The organism is Streptomyces sp. NPDC001156 (assembly GCF_053598275.1).
Map to the genome: position 1 here is coordinate 1 of NZ_JBSFJX010000075.1, position 17,030 is coordinate 17,030.

The 17,030-nt window shown below is 69.7% G+C and carries 15 protein-coding genes; 10 read left to right on the forward strand and 5 right to left on the reverse strand.

Annotated elements, in window-relative coordinates; all coding sequences use genetic code 11:
• The coding region (locus tag ACWDA7_RS28850) for a transposase (RefSeq protein ID WP_450607653.1) at positions 1–1,718 on the reverse strand (1,718 nt) is incomplete at its 3' end.
• 239 nt (positions 1,719–1,957) lie between these two features.
• On the opposite strand from ACWDA7_RS28850, the gene ACWDA7_RS28855 reads away from it, so the two are divergent.
• Positions 1,958–2,401 carry a transposase family protein gene (locus tag ACWDA7_RS28855; protein ID WP_450607655.1) on the forward strand — a complete coding sequence of 148 codons (444 nt, stop codon included), beginning with the start codon at positions 1,958–1,960 and terminating at the stop codon, positions 2,399–2,401.
• A 67-nt stretch (positions 2,402–2,468) separates the two neighbouring features.
• Positions 2,469–4,079 carry an N-acyl-D-amino-acid deacylase family protein gene (locus ACWDA7_RS28860; protein WP_450607657.1) on the forward strand — a complete coding sequence of 537 codons (1,611 nt, stop codon included), beginning with the start codon at positions 2,469–2,471 and terminating at the stop codon, positions 4,077–4,079.
• 30 nt (positions 4,080–4,109) lie between these two features.
• Here ACWDA7_RS28860 and ACWDA7_RS28865 read toward each other — a convergent pair whose 3' ends face one another.
• Together ACWDA7_RS28865 and ACWDA7_RS28870 are read right to left on the reverse strand one after the other, a co-directional pair.
• Positions 4,110–4,976, reverse strand: coding sequence for a S1 family peptidase (locus tag ACWDA7_RS28865; RefSeq protein WP_450607659.1), 867 nt, complete (start codon positions 4,974–4,976; stop codon positions 4,110–4,112).
• A gap of 304 nt (positions 4,977–5,280) precedes the next feature.
• A complete protein-coding gene (locus ACWDA7_RS28870; protein WP_450607661.1) occupies positions 5,281–6,018 on the reverse strand; it encodes a hypothetical protein in 738 nt (245 codons plus the stop codon).
• A 127-nt stretch (positions 6,019–6,145) separates the two neighbouring features.
• Here ACWDA7_RS28870 and ACWDA7_RS28875 point away from each other — a divergent pair, with 127 nt between their 5' ends.
• The 3 genes from ACWDA7_RS28875 to ACWDA7_RS28885 all read left to right on the forward strand — a co-directional run bounded on the left by ACWDA7_RS28875 (position 6,146) and on the right by ACWDA7_RS28885 (position 8,690).
• Positions 6,146–7,357, forward strand: a complete 1,212-nt coding sequence (locus tag ACWDA7_RS28875) for a pyridoxal phosphate-dependent aminotransferase (RefSeq protein WP_359392218.1) — start codon at positions 6,146–6,148, stop codon at positions 7,355–7,357.
• A gap of 102 nt (positions 7,358–7,459) precedes the next feature.
• Positions 7,460–7,924 carry an SCO4983 family protein gene (locus ACWDA7_RS28880; RefSeq protein WP_450607663.1) on the forward strand — a complete coding sequence of 155 codons (465 nt, stop codon included), beginning with the start codon at positions 7,460–7,462 and terminating at the stop codon, positions 7,922–7,924.
• Positions 7,925–8,141: 217 nt separating this feature from the next.
• Complete coding sequence (locus ACWDA7_RS28885; protein ID WP_450607664.1) at positions 8,142–8,690, forward strand: tetratricopeptide repeat protein; 549 nt, start codon at positions 8,142–8,144, stop codon at positions 8,688–8,690.
• A gap of 102 nt (positions 8,691–8,792) precedes the next feature.
• On the opposite strand, the gene ACWDA7_RS28890 is transcribed toward ACWDA7_RS28885, so the two are convergent.
• Complete coding sequence (locus tag ACWDA7_RS28890) at positions 8,793–9,251, reverse strand: collagen-like triple helix repeat-containing protein (RefSeq protein ID WP_450607666.1); 459 nt, start codon at positions 9,249–9,251, stop codon at positions 8,793–8,795.
• Between the two features lie 322 nt (positions 9,252–9,573).
• Here ACWDA7_RS28890 and ACWDA7_RS28895 point away from each other — a divergent pair, with 322 nt between their 5' ends.
• From ACWDA7_RS28895 to ACWDA7_RS28910, 4 genes are read left to right on the forward strand one after another with little or no spacing between them, the layout of a single operon-like run.
• On the forward strand, positions 9,574–10,665 hold the full coding sequence (locus ACWDA7_RS28895) for a hypothetical protein (protein WP_450607668.1): 1,092 nt from the start codon (positions 9,574–9,576) through the stop codon (positions 10,663–10,665).
• Positions 10,662–11,837 carry a toxic anion resistance protein gene (locus tag ACWDA7_RS28900; protein WP_450607670.1) on the forward strand — a complete coding sequence of 392 codons (1,176 nt, stop codon included), beginning with the start codon at positions 10,662–10,664 and terminating at the stop codon, positions 11,835–11,837. Before ACWDA7_RS28895 ends, ACWDA7_RS28900 begins: the two co-directional genes overlap by 4 nt.
• Positions 11,834–13,369 (forward strand): substrate-binding and vWA domain-containing protein, encoded by a 1,536-nt coding sequence (locus tag ACWDA7_RS28905; protein ID WP_450607672.1) that lies wholly within the window; start codon positions 11,834–11,836, stop codon positions 13,367–13,369. The genes ACWDA7_RS28900 and ACWDA7_RS28905 overlap by 4 nt, the downstream gene beginning before the upstream one ends.
• Complete coding sequence (locus tag ACWDA7_RS28910) at positions 13,356–13,958, forward strand: hypothetical protein (protein ID WP_450607673.1); 603 nt, start codon at positions 13,356–13,358, stop codon at positions 13,956–13,958. Before ACWDA7_RS28905 ends, ACWDA7_RS28910 begins: the two co-directional genes overlap by 14 nt.
• A gap of 142 nt (positions 13,959–14,100) precedes the next feature.
• Here the strand turns inward: ACWDA7_RS28910 and ACWDA7_RS28915 are convergent, their stop codons facing one another.
• Positions 14,101–15,924: a phosphoenolpyruvate carboxykinase (GTP) gene (locus tag ACWDA7_RS28915; RefSeq protein WP_450607675.1), complete on the reverse strand. Its 1,824-nt coding sequence runs from the start codon at positions 15,922–15,924 to the stop codon at positions 14,101–14,103.
• 308 nt (positions 15,925–16,232) lie between these two features.
• Here ACWDA7_RS28915 and trhA point away from each other — a divergent pair, with 308 nt between their 5' ends.
• A complete protein-coding gene (trhA, locus tag ACWDA7_RS28920; RefSeq protein ID WP_450607677.1) occupies positions 16,233–16,946 on the forward strand; it encodes a PAQR family membrane homeostasis protein TrhA in 714 nt (237 codons plus the stop codon).
• Positions 16,947–17,030 lie beyond the last annotated feature (84 nt).

The following is a 17,030-nucleotide window of genomic DNA, read 5'->3' on the forward strand; positions in this document are numbered from 1 at the left end:
CGGTCGGCGAGGGTTTTGGTGACCTTCTCTCCGCAGAAGCATGTCTGAGACAACTTCGTGGTGAAGGTGGAGGCACGGAGCATCCGCCCGCCGGTTTTCTCGCACTCGCGGGCTATGGCGGTGATGAATCTGCCTGGTGTGCTGGCCTGCAGGGCTTTACCCCACAGGCGGTACCAGGTGCGGATGTCGCAGTCCTCAATGGTGAGGTTCGCACCATGCTCGGCGACGATGTCTTCGGCTAGGCGCCTGGCGCGGTGGTCTTTCGCCGCGGCAGCGGCCGCCGCGGCTTCGGAGAGCTGGGCACGGTTGAGGCGGTAACCGACCGACAGAACATCCCGTCGGTACGCCTGCTTCGGAACTCCCGTCTTGTTCCTTGCGCGGGCACCGCCGGGCACCTGGACGGCCCGCTCGGGCAGGCCGGCGGCCGCACGTCGCTCGGCCCGGGCATGCTGCCGCTTCGAGGGCCCGTATTGGCCGGGGTTCGATGCCCTGCGGGAGCGGTCCAGGGCGCGCTTGCGGCCACGTTCCTTGCGCCGGGCTCTCGCCAGGACGGCGCGTTCGTCCTCGGAGAGCTGGATCCGGGTCGCCTCGATGTCGCCGTGGGCAGGGTCGAAGTCGGAGGGGAAGGAGACGATCGACAGGTTGGAGACGTTGCCGTCGACCCCACCGACCCTTTCCAGGGCAGCCGCAGCGGCTCGCCGAGCTTTCGTAGCGGGAGATGTGTAGGCGCCGCAGAGGACCATCAGGTGGGCTTCATACGCCCACCCGCCCGGCGCGGACGCGTCACGACGGCGTACGAGGTCAATCTTGTGCCACGTCTGCGGGTTGTTCAGAAAGTGCAGCAGACGCGGCCAGCGGCCGGAGCCGGAGGGCAGGCGTACGGGCAGGACCAGTTCGCCGCGGCTTGAATCGGCGCCGCCGGTGAACACAACGGCCAGCGCCCCATTGTGATCCCACCACGTCGCGGCCCGAGTCTTCGGTTTGCCCTTCGCCGTCACCTCACCCGTCGCAATTCGTTCCGAAGGCCGCGACGGTGCAGGCATACGCCCGGGCTGCTCGAGAACACGCGCCCCCGAGGGGAGAGCGGCGGCCTGCTCAGGCGTGATAACGGTTGGCGCAAGGTTGCGGTGCCGGTAGGCGGCCAGGTGCCCGGCGAGCGTGCCGTGCAGGCGGAACGTCTCCCACTTACGGGCCCTGGTGTGCGAGCGTGCACGGCCTGGGATACGGGTGTAGTCCCACCACCGGCCCACGCGTGGCCGCCCGTGTCGGCGGCCGGAGGAGTCCGGGAACAGGTGCCGGCTCACCGACGTCTCGAAGACCTCGTCGGCCTGGTGCATCACCAGCGCTTTGGTGACGTGATGGCCCAGATGCCTGGAATTTTCCATGTGCCGCCAGGCGCGGTGTTCCATCCCTTCCCGGGACAGGCCAAGCTCAAGACGCCAGGCCCTCGCATCCCTCTGGCGCCGGACATCGCCGCCCCAGTACGCATCGACCGCGTCCCTGGCATCCCGCTGCAGCGCACGCTTGACGGACCACATGGCCGAGTACAACTGCTCAACCCGGCGCCGAGTGCCCGGGTCGTGAACGTCCAACGGAAGGCGGATCACCGCAAGCTCGGTGTCCGCACCCCGCGCCCACCGTTTCCCTTTGTTCTTGCCCCGGAAGCGGCGGGCAGCAGCATCGGAGGCAGGTACGGCCTCACGCAGCTGCGTGCTCACCGATGCCCCACCTCCCCTTTTCCGCTCACGACCCCCACACCCGTCCGCGGCTCGGCCAGCGCGCGGCAACCAACGCCGAAGCTACATGCCGCCACTGACAACGCCCCGTGCGGCGACACCACCTCACGGCTCTACGATCCATCCATGCGTCCACGTCTTGCCCGCTGCTCGCCGGCTGACCTTCACGCATGGACGCTCGCCGATCTTCTCGGACCACCACCCACCGACCGGCGCGAACTGTGGATCGTCGACGGCACGCTGATCCCGTCTACGACCAGCAGCGCACTGCGAAGAGCAAGAACTACCGGCGTAGCGTCAACGTACAGATCGTCTGCCGCGCAAAGGACCGCCGCGTCGGCGATGCGTGGCCAGGCAACCGCAACGACGTTGTCGTCTTCCGCGAAACGCTTGATAAAACGCTCGCCGACCATCCTCGGCTGTCTGGGGACGGCGGCTACCGCGGCAGCGACCGCGTCCGAACGCCACGCCGCAGGCCCGGCGGCCGCACCATCAAAGACCGGAACTACCGCCGGTTCCGTACACACCGAGCTGCCGCAGAACACACCAGCGCCCGACTCAAAGACCACCAGATCTTGCGCCAATGCCGACGCCGCGGCAACACGATCAACCACGCCGCCGCAGGCGTCGCCACACTCCACAACCTCAAGCTCGACATCCAGTAGACGAAGCACCCACCACGGTGAGGTGCGTCCCGACCCGCATTACGTGACAGCACTTAGGAGATCTGGCGTGGAAGAGCTCGTCATCCGGGACGCCGACGTCGTGGACGGCAGCGGGGAACCCGCCTACCGCGCCGACGTGGTCGTCGACAACGGCAGGATCGTCTCCATCGTCAAGGAGGCCGCGGCGGCCGGCTGCCAGCGCCCCGAGGCCCGCCGCGAGCTGGACGCAGAGGGCCTGGTCCTCTCCCCCGGCTTCATCGACATGCACGCGCACAGCGACCTGGCCCTGCTGCGCGACCCGGACCACAGCGCCAAGGTCGCGCAGGGCGTGACGCTCGAGGTCGTCGGGCAGGACGGGCTGTCGTACGCCCCGGTCGACGACCGTACGCTCGCCGAGGTGCGCCGCGCGATCACCGGCTGGAACGGCTACGGCGACGACATCGACTTCACCTGGCGGTCCGTCGGCGAGTACCTGGACCGCCTGGACGAGGGCATCGCGGTCAACGCCGCGTATCTGATCCCGCAGGGCACGGTCCGGATGCTGGCCGTCGGCTGGGAGGACCGGGAGGCGACACCCGAGGAGCTCGACCGGATGCGGCGACTGGTCGCGGAGGCGATGGAGCAGGGCGCCGTCGGCATGTCGTCCGGGCTCACCTACACGCCCGGCATGTACGCCCCGGACACCGAACTGGCCGAGCTGTGCCGGGTGGTGGCCTCCTACGGCGGCTACTACTGCCCGCACCACCGCTCGTACGGGGCGGGCGCCCTCGAGGCCTACGAGGAGATGGTGGCCCTCACTCGCGAGGCCGGCTGCGCGCTGCACCTCGCCCACGCCACCATGAACTTCGGCGTGAACGAGGGCCGCGCCCCCCAACTGCTGTCCCTGCTGGACAAGGCGCTCGCGGCGGGCGCGGACATCACGCTGGACACCTATCCCTACACCCCGGGTTCGACGACGCTGGCCGCGATGCTGCCGAGTTGGGCGAGCGAGGGCGGTCCCGAGGAGATCCTCGCGCGGCTCGCCGACGACGCGGTGGCCGAGCGGATCCGGCACGACATGGAGGTCACCGGCGCCGACGGCTGCCACGGCGTCCCCATCGAGTGGGACACGATCGAGATCTCCGGGGTGAGCGGGCCCGGGCTCGTCTCCTACATCGGCCGGACCGTCCAGGAGTCGGCGGACCTGCGCGGCGAGGCCCCGTGGACGACGGTCCGGCGGCTGCTGGTCGAGGACCGGCTCGGCCCCACGATCCTGCAGCACGTGGGCCATGAGGAGAACGTGCGGGCGATCATGCGCCACCGGGTCCACACCGGCGGCTCGGACGGCATCCTCCAGGGGGCGAAACCGCACCCGCGCGCCTACGGCACGTTCCCGCACTATCTCGGCCGGTATGTGAGGGAGTTGGGAGTGCTGTCGCTGGAGGAGTGCGTCGCCCATCTCACCTCGCGGCCGGCGGCCCGGCTGCGGCTGCCGGACCGCGGCCTGGTCCGCGAGGGACACCGCGCGGACCTGGTCCTCTTCGACCCGGCCACGGTCGCCGCGGGCGCCACCTTCGGGCGGCCGCGCACGCTTCCCACGGGCATCCCGTACGTCCTGGTCGACGGCCGCTTCGCGATCGAGGACGGACGCAGGACGGACGTCCTCGCCGGGCGGGCGGTCCGCCGGACTCCGGTGTGACCGCCCGCCCCGCGCCTTCGGCGCCGGATGCTACGGCTTGGGCAGGACGCAGCCGCTCGCGTTCAGGTTCAGCTTGTTGCCGGTGCCGAAGCATGCGGGGAGCTGGTACGTCTCCTCGGCGTAGTTGATCCCCTGACGGACGGTCACGTTGCCGCTCGCGTCGACCTCGCAGGGGTTGTCCACCGTGCAGGTCTGGCCGTCCTCGTTGCCGGTGTTGTTGACCGCGACGACCTTGCCGGTGGAGGTGTCGACGACGGGCGATCCCGAGGTGCCGCCGATGGTGTCGCAGGCGGAGGTGTAGCGGACCGAGTCCTTCCAGGTCCAGCCGCCCTCCTTCAGGCGGTAGACGAACCCGTCGATGGTGCAGCTGTAGATCCGCTTCCAGTACCCGGAGACGACCTTGATCGCGGTGCCGGCGACCGGGTGGGTGTCGGCGACGGTGAGCGCACCGATGCCGTACGAGCTCTTGATCTGCGCGTAGGTGCGGGTCAGCTGGTAGATCGTCACGTCCGTGTCGGTCATGGTCGAGTAGGCGACCTTGCTCGCACGGAGGGTGGCGACCTTGGTGCCGGAGGAGTTGAGCAGGCCGAAGCTGCGGCTGGAGGCCTGGTCGACGATGACCTCGCCGGGGTTCGGGAATCCGGTCTCCAGGCAGTGGCCGTTGGTGAGCACGAGCGCCGGGTCGCTGTCCGCGGAGTTCGGGAAGCGGATGACGGAGCCGGAGCAGTTGCTGAGCGAGACGGTGCCGGCGAAGTCGACGGCCTGGACGGTGGCCGTCCCGGGCGCCGTGGCCACCGTGCCGGACGTCGCCGCGGACTGGGGTTCCGCGACCGCCGGCGCCGCGGCCGCCCCGGCGATGACCAGAGCGAAGAGCGCGGCGACGAGAGGCTTTCTCATGTGGGGGTCCCCTCTGGATGAGGTTGCGATGACGGGGAGGACCGGAGGTCTTCCTGCCCTCCTGGTTTGTCATGCGCATTGTCAGCAGTGGGGTGTACGGGGGCAAGGAGCGGTTTTCGGCCGCTTCAGGCGGCCGCCGGAACCGCCGTCACGCATGCCGGAGGAACCGGCGCGCGGACCGGCGGCACCCTCACGGCAGCCGCCCGTCGGTGCACCCTCCTGCCGGACACCGCAACCCGGCGCGCCCGCCCGCCTGGGACCGCGTCCCGGCCTCCGGCCCGGCGGTGCCCCCCGGAGCGCTCGTCTATCCGTGCCCCTTGGGGGGGCGGTGCCCATGGCCCGGCCCGCCGGGCCAGTCACCCCAGCCGCCGCTCGCGGTGGCGGAGGGGGATGGACTGGTGGGCGCCGGGGAGGAGGATGCCGGGGGAGCGGGCCGCGAGGCCGCGGTCGTCGGCGACACCGTGACGGCCGGTGCCGGTTCGCGGCTACTGGACGGCTCTGCGGTGACGGAGGGGGAAGCGGAGGCGGCGGACCCGTCCGCGTTCGACGCGGACGGGGTGGTCGGCGACGAGGACGGCGCGCCCTTCGGGCGTATGGACTCGCCGGCATCACCCGGCGCACCCGAGGAGCCGGAACCGAAGCCGGCCACGAGCGCGACGGCGATGCCCACCGCGCCCAGCGCGCCGACGGCGACGGCCGCCCGCCGGGGCAGCCCGGAGCGGCGCTGCGCGAGCCGTGCCTCCCGGCGTGAGCCGACCTCCGGCCGGGGCGTCACGGGGGTCGGCGCATCGGGGACCGGCGCATCGGGGACCGCGGGCAGTTTCTGCGTCTCGTCGTAGGCGTTCTGCCAGCCGTGGGCGGCCGCGGGATCGTTGTACTGCTCGTACTCGGGCGCCGTCGCGGCATTCGGGTGGTACACGTTCGGGGGACCCTGTGGGCCGCCGTTCGCCGGGTGCACCCCCTCCGTGGCGTACCCACCCTCCGCACCGTTCGCGGCATTCGCCCCGTCGGCCCCGCCGTCGTGCCCCTGCTCCCATGCCATGGGCGTGCATTTTAGGGGTGAGAGTGATCCGCGGGGCAGTTACCAGCGATAACCGCTCAAACCCACCGTGCTCCACGTGGTGGAAAACACGCGGCACGAGGCGGTATGCGGCCGTAAGCTCACGGACATGCAGGTGATCCAGTCCACGAAGCTCGCCAACGTCTGCTACGAGATCCGGGGCCCGGTTCTCGAGGAGGCCATGCGACTGGAGGCCGCGGGCCACCGCATCCTCAAGCTCAACACCGGCAACCCGGCCGCCTTCGGCTTCGAGTGCCCGCCCGAGATCCTCGAGGACATCCTGCGCAACGTCTCGACGGCGCACGGGTACGGCGACGCCAAGGGCCTGCTCGCGGCCCGCCGGGCGGTCGTGATGCACAACCAGACCCTCGGCATCGAGACGGACGTCGAGCACGTCTTCATCGGCAACGGCGTCTCCGAACTGATCGTGATGGCGATGCAGGGCCTGCTGGACGACGGCGACGAGGTGCTCGTGCCGGCCCCCGACTACCCCCTGTGGACGGCGGCGGTGTCGCTGTCGGGCGGTACGGCCGTGCACTACCGCTGCGACGAGCAGTCGGACTGGATGCCGGACCTCGCCGACGTGGAGCGGAAGGTCACCGACCGCACCAAGGCGATCGTCATCATCAACCCCAACAACCCGACGGGCGCCGTCTACGACGAGGCGGTGCTCCGCGGTCTGACGGACATCGCGCGCCGGCACAACCTCCTCGTCTGCTCCGACGAGATCTACGACAAGATCCTCTACGACGGCGCGACGCACACGCCGACGGCGGCGGTGGCCCCGGACCTGCTGACCCTCACCTTCAACGGCATGTCGAAGGCGTACCGGGTGGCGGGATACCGGGTGGGCTGGATGTCGATCTCGGGCCCCCGGGCACACGCGGCGTCGTACATCGAGGGGCTGACCATCCTCGCGAACATGCGGCTGTGCGCGAACATGCCGGGTCAGCACGGTGTGGTGGCGGCGCTCAGCGGCCGCCAGACGATCAACGAGCTGGTGCTGCCGGGCGGACGTCTGAAGGAGCAGCGGGACGCGGCGTACGAGCTGCTGACGCAGATCCCGGGTGTGTCGTGCGTCAGGCCGAAGGGGGCGCTGTACCTCTTCCCCCGCCTCGACCCCAAGGTCTTCAAGATCAAGGACGACCGCCAGATGGTCCTGGACCTGCTGCGCCGCGAGAAGATCATGGTCGTGCAGGGGACGGGCTTCAACTGGCCGGAGCCCGATCACTTCCGGGTGGTGACACTGCCGACCGTGCAGGACCTGACCTCGGCGATGACCCGCATAGGGGACTTCCTGGACGGCTACAGCCAGCCCTGAGGCTCACCGTGCGTGTTCGGCGCACACGTTGCGCGATCCGGCTCAACTTTAGACGAAATCCAAGCTAGGATGGTTTCCTGTCAGAGCACAGGAGGCCGTCCCATGTACGAACCGATCCGCACCAAGTCGGTCCACACGACGGCTTGCACCACGCCTGACTTCCCGCACCGTTCGCGCGAGGAGGAGCTGGACATCCAGCTCGCGGGTCATCTGGCGGCACTGCTCGCGGTGACGGACGAGCTGCGGGCGCTGGAGCCCTCCGGGGAGCTGGATACGGCCGCCGAGCGACTGGCCTGCCAGGTGGCACGGCTGCGATGGGGCTCCCCCCTGCCCGAGCGCAGCCGAGAGCTTGGGGGAGGAGTGCCGCCGACCCCTGCGGCACGAGCTGCACACGGCGACGCGTCGCGCGTCACGGAACTGCACCGGCGCGCCCACGCGCTGGCGGGCCGCGCCCTGGTGGTCGCGGCGTCCCGCGCCGACACGGCCGCGGCGATCCTGTCCGCCGAACGCATGGACGCGCACACCGCCGCGCTGGCCGGGCCCCGGGCGCCCATCGCCGCCGGCTGATCCCTCCGGGCCGCGGCGAGCGGCCCCCTCGGACGGCCCCGGTCCGCGTGCACCCGCAGCGACGCGCGGACCGGGCGCCACAGCACTGCGTTCGGGTGGTCTGCCGTCCCGAAGCGCCTGCCGAATGGCGGTGCCATCGGGAAGTCCTCGTAACGTCGGCGGAAATGACGGCCGTTCGACGAGATGTGACCAAGTGAGAAGTACGAGATTGTGGGCAGTGCTCGGCGGAACGGCGGCGGTCGCCGCGGGCGCGGCGATCTGGACCGCGCAGTCCCCGTCGACCGCACCATCCGATTCCAAGCCCGCTTCAGCGGCTGAGAAGAACCAGCAGGCCAACTCCCTTCTGCAGAGCGCCCTTGTGCAGGAGCAACGCCAGGACTCCAAGGGCGCGTCCCACACCTACAAGCGAGTGGTGGAACTCGACCCCGGCAACAAGCTCGCCTGGTACAACCTGGGGGTCATCGCGCAGCGGGACGGCAGGACGACCGATGCCCGCGCCGCCTACGACAAGGCACTGAAGGCCGATCCGGGTTACACACCGGCCCTCTACAACAAGGCGATGCTGCTGAAGTCGAGCGAACCCGATGCGGCCATGGAACTTCTTCGGCGTTTTCTCGCCGCCGACCCGAAAGGTGCCGCGGCCCATCTGCAACTCGGGCACATTCTGGCGGAGAAGCACCGCGACAGTGAGGCCAAGGACGAATTCCGTCGTGCCGTCGCGGCCAATCCCTCACTGCGTTCCCAAGTGCCGAATCAGTTCAGATAAGTCCGGAGAAAAAAGGGACGGTGCCCCGAGAGGTCAGTCTCGGGGCACCGTCACATTCCCTGATGAGGCGGCAGCCACTGACTTCTGCCGCTCGCGCGGGAATCAGACGCCCGGCACCCTCGCACAGACGATGTAGGCCGTGAGGGTCTGCCCGGGGGCGAGGAGGCCGGCAGCGGTGACGTGCCACTCGTCGGGGGCCGTGTCGACGGGGCGGTTCTCGACCACGTTGACGACAGGGAGGAGGGGCGTGGTGCCGATCAGGTAACCGCCGCCAACGACTTCGTCGTTGTTGTCGGCGCATGTGGCGACCGAGGTACCCGGAACGAGGTCGGTGGTCGGGCTGGGGTCAGTCCTGACGTAGGTGTCGGCGTATCCGGACGGACCGGCAGGGCCCTCGGGACCCCGGGGACCCGGGTCGCCCCGCTCGCCCCGCTCGCCGCGCGGACCGGGGTCGTTGACGGTCACACCGGACTTGTGCATCGTCCCGGCGACGGCCATCGCGCTCGGGGCGACATTGAGTGCGAGGGCAAACGCGCCCGCCACCACAACGGCGGTTTTCACGCGTGAACTTCGGATCGTGCTACGGCTCACCAGAGAACCTTCCTCGAACTTGAGGGATCAGACCGCAAGCGCGCGCACTCGGTGCGCCATTCGCATGCGTGCCACGTCGCCTTTTGACGCCGGGCGAACTCATTGTTTACTCTCCGAATTCAAACGATTACGAAAAGTGCCCGTGTCATACGCCAAGGTCACCCGAGCAGCGGCAGTCACGCCCCACCGCTGATCGGCGTGGCTCATTCCGGTTGCGTACCGGGACCGGTCCGTCACCCCCTGTTCACCGCGGACCAGGGGGAACGTTGGGTTCCGGGAGCACGCTCCTCGCGTGAGACGTATCGCAGGAATCGTCCTCGCGGTGCTGCTGATCGGCGGAGTTGTGGCAGCCGTCGTCGCGGGCCGCGAAGGTAAGGACAACAGCACGGCAACGAAGACCGTGCGGGGAGTGATCGGATCGGAGAAGGCGGAGTTCTTCGCCGATCCCGCCGTGGTGAAGGCCCTAGCCGCCAAGGGCTACACCGTCAAGACCGAGACCTCCGGGTCCTGGGCCATGGAGGGACTCGACCTCAAGGGGTACGACTTCGCCTTCCCCTCGAGCCAGGCGCCCGCCGACGCGCTCGCCGGCAAGTTCCACGTCCGGCAGCCGCTCCCCCGGCCCTTCTACTCCCCGCTGGTCGTCGTGGCCCACCGCAACGCCGCCCAGGTGCTCGCCGCCAACGGGATCGCCACCCTCGACCACCACCGCGGCACCCTCCGTATGGCCGCCTTCCTGGACGCCGCGCGCCACGACCGCACCTGGCAGCAGCTCAAGGGCGCCGCCGGGCACGGGGAGTTGACCGGGACGCTCTACATCGCCAGCACTGATCCCAACACCTCGAACTCGGGCGCCCTGTACCTCGCCGCCGCGAGCTATGTGGCGGCGGGCGGCCGGGTGGCGGCGAGCGACGCCGACGTCGGCCGCACCGCTCCCCTGATGCGCAAACTGATCAGCGTCCAGGGTGCCCAGCAGTCCAGTTCGGACGCCGCCTTCCGGGACTTCATCAGCGGTGCGGGCAATCCGCTCGTCCTGGTGTACGAGTCACAGGTGGCCTCGCTGCTCCGCGACGGTCAGGGCGCGGACGACCTCACCGTCCTCTACCCCGACACCACCGCCAACAGCGACCACACCGTCGTACCCCTCACCGAGGCCGGCCGGGACCTCGGTGAACTCCTCACCACCGACCCGGCGTTGCGCAAGCTCGCCGTCCGGCACGGGTTCCGGCCGCAGGGCGACACCGCCGAGTTCACGGCCGCCACCGCCTCGTACACCCAGTACCTCAACCAGAAGCTGACCGGCATCCGGCAGGCGCCCGTGCCCACCTCCGCGGTGCTGCACGAGATGGCGCGCCGGGCCCGGGCCCAGGGGGGAGACCGCACATGACCGACAACGACGACGCCTTCACCTTGACCCCGCCCGAGCCCGTCGCCGCCGTGCCGCGGGAGAAGGCCGGCGGGTTCGTACCGCTCGACGACTCCGTACGCGCGGACATGGACCGGAAGGCCACCGCCTATATCGAGGGACTCGCCGCGCTCGACGCCCGCTCTCCCCAATTCGCCGGCAAGGTCGGGGAGATCACCGCGCTCGGCGCGAGCGAGATGCGCAACGCCGCCGCCCAGTCCAATCGCATGCTGGAGCGCACCATCCGCAGCCTGCCCGGCAAGGGCGAGGACGCCCAGTCGAGGGTCGGCGGCTCGCTCGTCGAACTGCGGCGGGTGGTGGAGGACCTGGATCCGCGCGACCTGCCGGCCAACAAGGGACGGAAGTTCCTCTCCCGGCTCCCCGGCGGCAACAAGCTGCGCGACCACGTCGCCAAGTACGCCTCCGCGCAAGGCACCCTGAACAAGATCGTCGGGTCCCTGCGCGGCGGTCAGGACGAACTGCGCCGCGACAACGCGGCACTCCAGACCGAGCGCGTCCGCCTCTGGGAGACCATGGGCAAGCTCCAGGAGTACGTCGTACTCACCGAGGCTTTGGACACGGCGGTCGAGCAGCACATCGCGGGCGTCGAGGCGGCCGATCCCGCGCGGGGCGACACCCTGCGGGCCGATGTCCTGTTCCCGGTCCGGCAGAAGCACCAGGACCTGCTGACCCAGCTCGCGGTGTGTGCGCAGGGCTACCTCGCCATGGACGTCGTGCGTCGCAACAACGACGAACTGATCAAGGGCGTGGACCGCGCGGCCACCACGACCGTCTCGGCGCTGCGCATCTCCGTGATGCTCGCTTCCGCCCTGGACAATCAGCGCAAGGTCGTCGACCAGGTGAACGCCCTGCGGGGCACCACCGAGGACCTCATCCGCGGCAACGCCGAGTTGCTCGCGACGCAGAGCGGCGAGATCCAGCGCATCGCCGCCGATCCGGCGGTCGGCGCGGAGACGCTCCGCTCGGCCTTTCAGCAGATCTACCGCACCCTCGACGCCATCGACACCTACAAGGCGCAGGCGACGGAGACCATGGCGGCCACGGTGGAGTCCCTGACGGCGGAACTGCAGGAGGCCAGCTCGTACTTGGAGCGGAGCCGGTCGCAGAGCGCGCTGGAGGGAGGGCTCGGATGAGACGACGTCTGGCCGTGGTCGCCGGGCTCGCCGTCCTGCTGACCGCCTGTACGGTCCCGAAGGGCGAGCCGAAGGACCGCGGCGCGCCCGGGCCCGGCACCCTGCGCGTCCTCGCCTCCAGTGAGCTCAGCGACATGGCGCCGATCCTCGACCAGGTGCGCAAGAGCACCGGTATCACCGTCCGGCCCACCTACATGGGCACCCTCGACGCCGTGGACCTCCTGGCGAAGGGCAAGGTCGACGGCGCGTACGACGCCCTGTGGCTCTCCTCCGACGACTACCTCCGCCTCCGCCCCGACGCCGCGAGCAAGGTCGTCTCCGAGACGCCGGTCATGTCCAGCCCGGTCGCCATCGGTGTCAAGCCCCGGACCATCAGCGCACTGCACTGGGACCCCGAGCACGTCACCTGGTCCCAGGTCGAGCAGGCCGTGCAGGACGGCAGGCTCACCTACGGCATGACCGACCCCGCCCGCTCCAACTCCGGGTTCTCCACGCTGATCTCGGTCGCCTCCGGACTGTCCGGCGCCCAGTCCGCGCTCACCGAGGCGGACGTCGCCAAGGCCACCCCGAAGCTGAAGGAGTTCTTCAAGGGGCAGAAGCTGACATCGGGCTCGTCCGGCTGGCTGGCCACCGCGTACACCCGCCGCGGCAGCGTCGACGCCCTGCTCAACTACGAGTCCGTCCTCAAGGGCATCCGGGGCCTGACCGTGATCCGCCCCCGCGACGGCGTGGTCAGCGCCGACTACCCCCTCTCCTCGCTCGCCTCGACGAGCCCCGGCACCCGCGACGACGTCCGCCGTCTCGCCGAGGCCCTGCGCACCCCGGCCGTGCAGCGGATGATCACCGAACGCACACACCGCCGCCCGGTGGTCGCGTCGGTACGGCCCGCCGTGGGTCTCGACCCGAGCCGGCGGCGGGAACTGCCCTTCCCCGGCACGCGCAGCGTGGCGGACCGCCTCCTCGACGCCTACGAGAACAAACTGCGCCGCCCGTCCCGGACCGTGTACGTCCTGGACACCTCGGGATCGATGGAGGGTGACCGCCTCGCCCGGCTGAAGCGGGCCCTCACCGACCTCACCGGCGACTTCCGCGACCGGGAGGAGGTCACGCTGATGCCGTTCGGCTCGCAGGTCAAGAGCGTACGGACGCATGTCGTCAGCCCCGCCGATCCGCGGCGGGGCCTGGACGCCATCCGCGCGGACACCGAGGCGCTCCACGCCGACGGCGACACCGCCATCTACACCTCGCTGGAGAAGGCGTACGGGCAGCTCGGCGACGACCGTGACACCTTCACCTCGATCGTGCTGATGACGGACGGCGAGAACACCAGCGGTGCCAAGGCCGGTGACTTCGACGGCTTCCACCACCGGCTGACCGGCCACCAGCGGGACATCCCGGTCTTCCCCATCCTCTTCGGCGACTCCGACCAGGCGGAGCTGGAGCACATCGCCGACCTGACCGGCGGCCGCCTCTTCGACGCCCGGAAGGGCTCGCTCGACGGTGCCTTCGAGGAGATCCGTGGCTACCAGTAGGTTCCTGCGCTATGCCGAGTCCCGGAAGAACATCGCCGGGAGCGCCTGCGGACTCGTGGGCCTCGTGCTCACTTTCACCGGCGTCGCGGGCCCCTACTGGCCCGGCGTCGTCGCCGGTCTGTACGGTGCCGGCGCGCTGATCGCCCCGCCGGAACGCCCGACGCTGCCCCAGTTCCCCGACCCGTCGGCGCAACTGGACGAGCTGAGGGCCGACTTCGGGCAGCTGCGCGCCTATCTCGCGGACGTCGAGCTGCCGCCCGCTGCCGCCGGCCGGCTCACCGAACTGACGGACGTGCTGTCCGCGCTGCTGGACCCTGGCTGGGTCGCCGATGTGCTCGCGCAGGACCCCGAAGGCGTGCACGCGCTGTCGCGGGCCGTGCGCCAGGACCTGCCCGAGGCCGTCGACACCTTCGTACGCACACGCTGGTGGAGCCGGATGACACCGGGGCAGGAGCCGCCGGAACGTCATCTTGAGCGCCAGCTCACCCTGCTCCACGACGAGGCGAGCCGGCTGGCCTCCGCCCTGCGGGAGACGGAGGCGAGGCGGCAGGAGACCCACACCCGGTACCTGGAGGACCGCTCGAAGTGATCCGCCCCAGGACCGAGCGCAACGGGCCGGGCCTCGCACTCCGTGGTGCGGGGCCCGGCCCGTTCGCTGCCATCACCGCGGCCGGTCGTGACGACGTCGCAGGTCAGGGCAAGCCGGACCGGCCGCGGAGCTCATAGGGGCGTCAGCCCAGGCGCTGCACCAGCGCGCGGTACTGGTCCCACAGCTCCTTCGGCGTGTGGTCGCCGAACGTGTTGAGGTGCTCGGGGACGAGGGCCGCTTCCTCGCGCCACACGTCCTTGTCGACGGTGAGCAGGAACTCCAGGTCGGACTCCGACAGCTCCAGGCCGTTCGTGTCCAGCGCGTCCCTGGTCGGCAGCACGCCGATCGGGGTCTCGACGCCCTCGGCCTTGCCCTCCAGGCGCTCCACGATCCACTTCAGGACGCGGCTGTTCTCGCCGAAGCCCGGCCAGACGAACTTGCCCTCGTCGTTCTTGCGGAACCAGTTGACGTAGTAGATCTTCGGCAGCTTGGACTGGTCCTTGTCCTTGGCCACGTCAACCCAGTGACCCATGTAGTCGCCCATGTTGTAGCCGCAGAACGGCAGCATGGCGAACGGGTCGCGGCGCAGCTCGCCGACCTTGCCCTCGGCCGCGGCGGTCTTCTCGGAAGCGACGTTCGCGCCGAGGAACACACCGTGGTTCCAGTCGAAGGACTCCGTCACCAGCGGGACCGCGCTGGCGCGGCGGCCGCCGAAGAGGATCGCGGAGATCGGCACGCCCTTCGGGTCCTCCCACTCGGGCGCGATGATCGGGCACTGCGAGGCCGGGACCGTGAAGCGGGCGTTCGGGTGGGCGGCCGGGGTCTCGGACGCCGGTGTCCAGTCGTTGCCCTTCCAGTCGGTGAGGTGGGCCGGAGTCTCCTCCGTCATGCCCTCCCACCAGATGTCGTTGTCGTCGGTGAGGGCGACGTTGGTGAAGACGGAGTTGCCCCACAGCGTCTTCATCGCGTTGGCATTGGTGTGCTCACCGGTACCGGGAGCGACGCCGAAGAAGCCGGCCTCGGGGTTGATCGCGTACAGGCGGCCGTCCTGGCCGAACCGCATCCACGCGATGTCGTCGCCGATCGTCTCGACCGTCCAGCCGGAGATCGTCGGCTCCAGCATGGCGAGGTTCGTCTTGCCGCAGGCGCTCGGGAAGGCCGCGGCGACGTACTTCGACTCGCCCTGCGGGGGCGTGAGCTTGAGGATCAGCATGTGCTCGGCCAGCCAGCCCTCGTCGCGCGCCATGACAGAGGCGATGCGCAGGGCGTAGCACTTCTTGCCGAGCAGCGCGTTGCCGCCGTAGCCGGAACCGTAGGACCAGATCTCGCGGGACTCGGGGAAGTGCGAGATGTACTTGGTCTGGTTGCAGGGCCAGGCGACGTCCTTCTGGCCGGGCTCCAGCGGGGCGCCCAGCGTGTGGACGGCCTTGACGAAGAAGCCCTCGGGGCCGAGCTCGTCGAGGACCGCCTGGCCCATGCGCGTCATGGTCCGCATGGAGGCGGCCACGTACGCGGAGTCGGTGATCTCGACGCCGATCGCGGAGAGCGGAGAGCCGAGCGGGCCCATGCAGAACGGCACGACGTACATCGTCCGGCCGCGCATGGAGCCGCGGAACAGGCCGTTCTCCCCCTGGAATATCTCCCGCATCTCGGCGGGGGCCTTCCAGTGGTTGGTCGGGCCCGCGTCCTGCTCCTTCTCGGAGCAGATGAACGTCCGGTCCTCGACCCGGGCGACGTCGGACGGGTCGGAGGCTGCGTAGTAGGAGTTCGGGCGCTTGATCGGGTCGAGCTTCTTGAACGTGCCCTTGCGGACGAGCTCCTCGCACAGGCGCTCGTATTCAGCCTCGGATCCGTCACACCAGACCACACTGTCCGGCTGGGTCAGTTCAGCGATCTCGTTGACCCACGAGATCAGTTCCTTGTGCTGGGTGGGGACGGTTGAGGGAGCCGCGTTGTCGCGCGCCACGATCGCTCCTAGATGAGGGATTTTCTGTTGAGTGCCCCGTGGGGGCCGCGACCCGGATGCTTCGTAGCCGCTCATCCGGTGCCGACTGCACTCATTTGATCATCCGACTAGTTTGCCCATCTGTCCAGAGGACGTCACAGCTGAGCGGAGTGAGGATCGCCACGTGCCCCCGCGTTTCTTTGCGTGCACGTAAGGTTCGACTGAAAGATTTTTTGCGGTACGCACGTTTGCCCGCAGGCCGGGCACGCCCGGTGATATCGGTCGCACCTTGATACGTAACTTACGGTTCCGTAGGTAGCATGCCGCCCATGACTGCGCCCGTCCCCGACGCGCCCACGGACTCGCCGGCAGCCGGCCGCGGTCCCGTCGCGCTCTCCTTGCCCCATCCGGTCAAGCCGAAGCTCCGCGGCTGGTTGCATCTCGGGATGTTCCCCACCGTGCTCGTCGCAGGCCTGGTTCTCACGGCCCTCGCGAGCTCGACCCGAGGGCGAATCGCCTGCGGCATCTATGTCCTGACGGCGTGTCTGCTCTTCGGTGTCAGCGCGCTCTACCACCGCGGCGACTGGGGCCCGCGCATGGACGGAGTCCTGCGCCGGCTCGACCACGCCAACATCTTCCTGATCATCGCGGGCACGTACACCCCGCTGACCCTGCTCCTCCTGCCGGGGGCCAAAGGGCAGTGGCTGCTGTGGGGGATCTGGGGCGCGGCGGCAGCCGGGATCGTCTTCCGGGTCTTCTGGGTGGGCGCCCCGCGCTGGCTCTACACGCCCTGCTACATCGCGATGGGCTGGGCCGCCGTCTTCTTCCTTCCCGACTTCATGCGCACCGGCGGCATCGCCGTCCTGGTGCTGGTCATCGTCGGCGGCCTGCTCTACAGCGCCGGCGGCGTGATCTACGGCATCAAGCGGCCGAACCCGTCACCGCGCTGGTTCGGCTTCCACGAGGTCTTCCACTCCTTCACGCTCGCGGCGTTCGTCGTGCACTACGTGGGGATCTCGCTGGTGGCGTACCAGCACGCCTAGCCCTGACGACCGGACTGCTCCGAAAAGGCCGCGGCATCGAGCCGCGGCCTTTTCGTATGTCTGTTCGTTCGATCACTTGCTCGT

What these genes read in the sequence shown, in the direction of transcription:
- ACWDA7_RS28870 (WP_450607661.1), bottom strand. Translation starts at nt 6,018, where the DNA reads ATGGCATGGGAGCAGGGGCACGACGGCGGGGCCGACGGGGCGAATGCC.
- ACWDA7_RS28865 (WP_450607659.1), bottom strand. Translation starts at nt 4,976, where the DNA reads ATGAGAAAGCCTCTCGTCGCCGCGCTCTTCGCTCTGGTCATCGCCGGG.
- ACWDA7_RS28905 (WP_450607672.1), top strand. Translation starts at nt 11,834, where the DNA reads ATGAGACGACGTCTGGCCGTGGTCGCCGGGCTCGCCGTCCTGCTGACC.
- ACWDA7_RS28875 (WP_359392218.1), top strand. Translation starts at nt 6,146, where the DNA reads ATGCAGGTGATCCAGTCCACGAAGCTCGCCAACGTCTGCTACGAGATC.
- ACWDA7_RS28900 (WP_450607670.1), top strand. Translation starts at nt 10,662, where the DNA reads ATGACCGACAACGACGACGCCTTCACCTTGACCCCGCCCGAGCCCGTC.
- trhA (WP_450607677.1), top strand. Translation starts at nt 16,233, where the DNA reads ATGACTGCGCCCGTCCCCGACGCGCCCACGGACTCGCCGGCAGCCGGC.
- ACWDA7_RS28880 (WP_450607663.1), top strand. Translation starts at nt 7,460, where the DNA reads ATGTACGAACCGATCCGCACCAAGTCGGTCCACACGACGGCTTGCACC.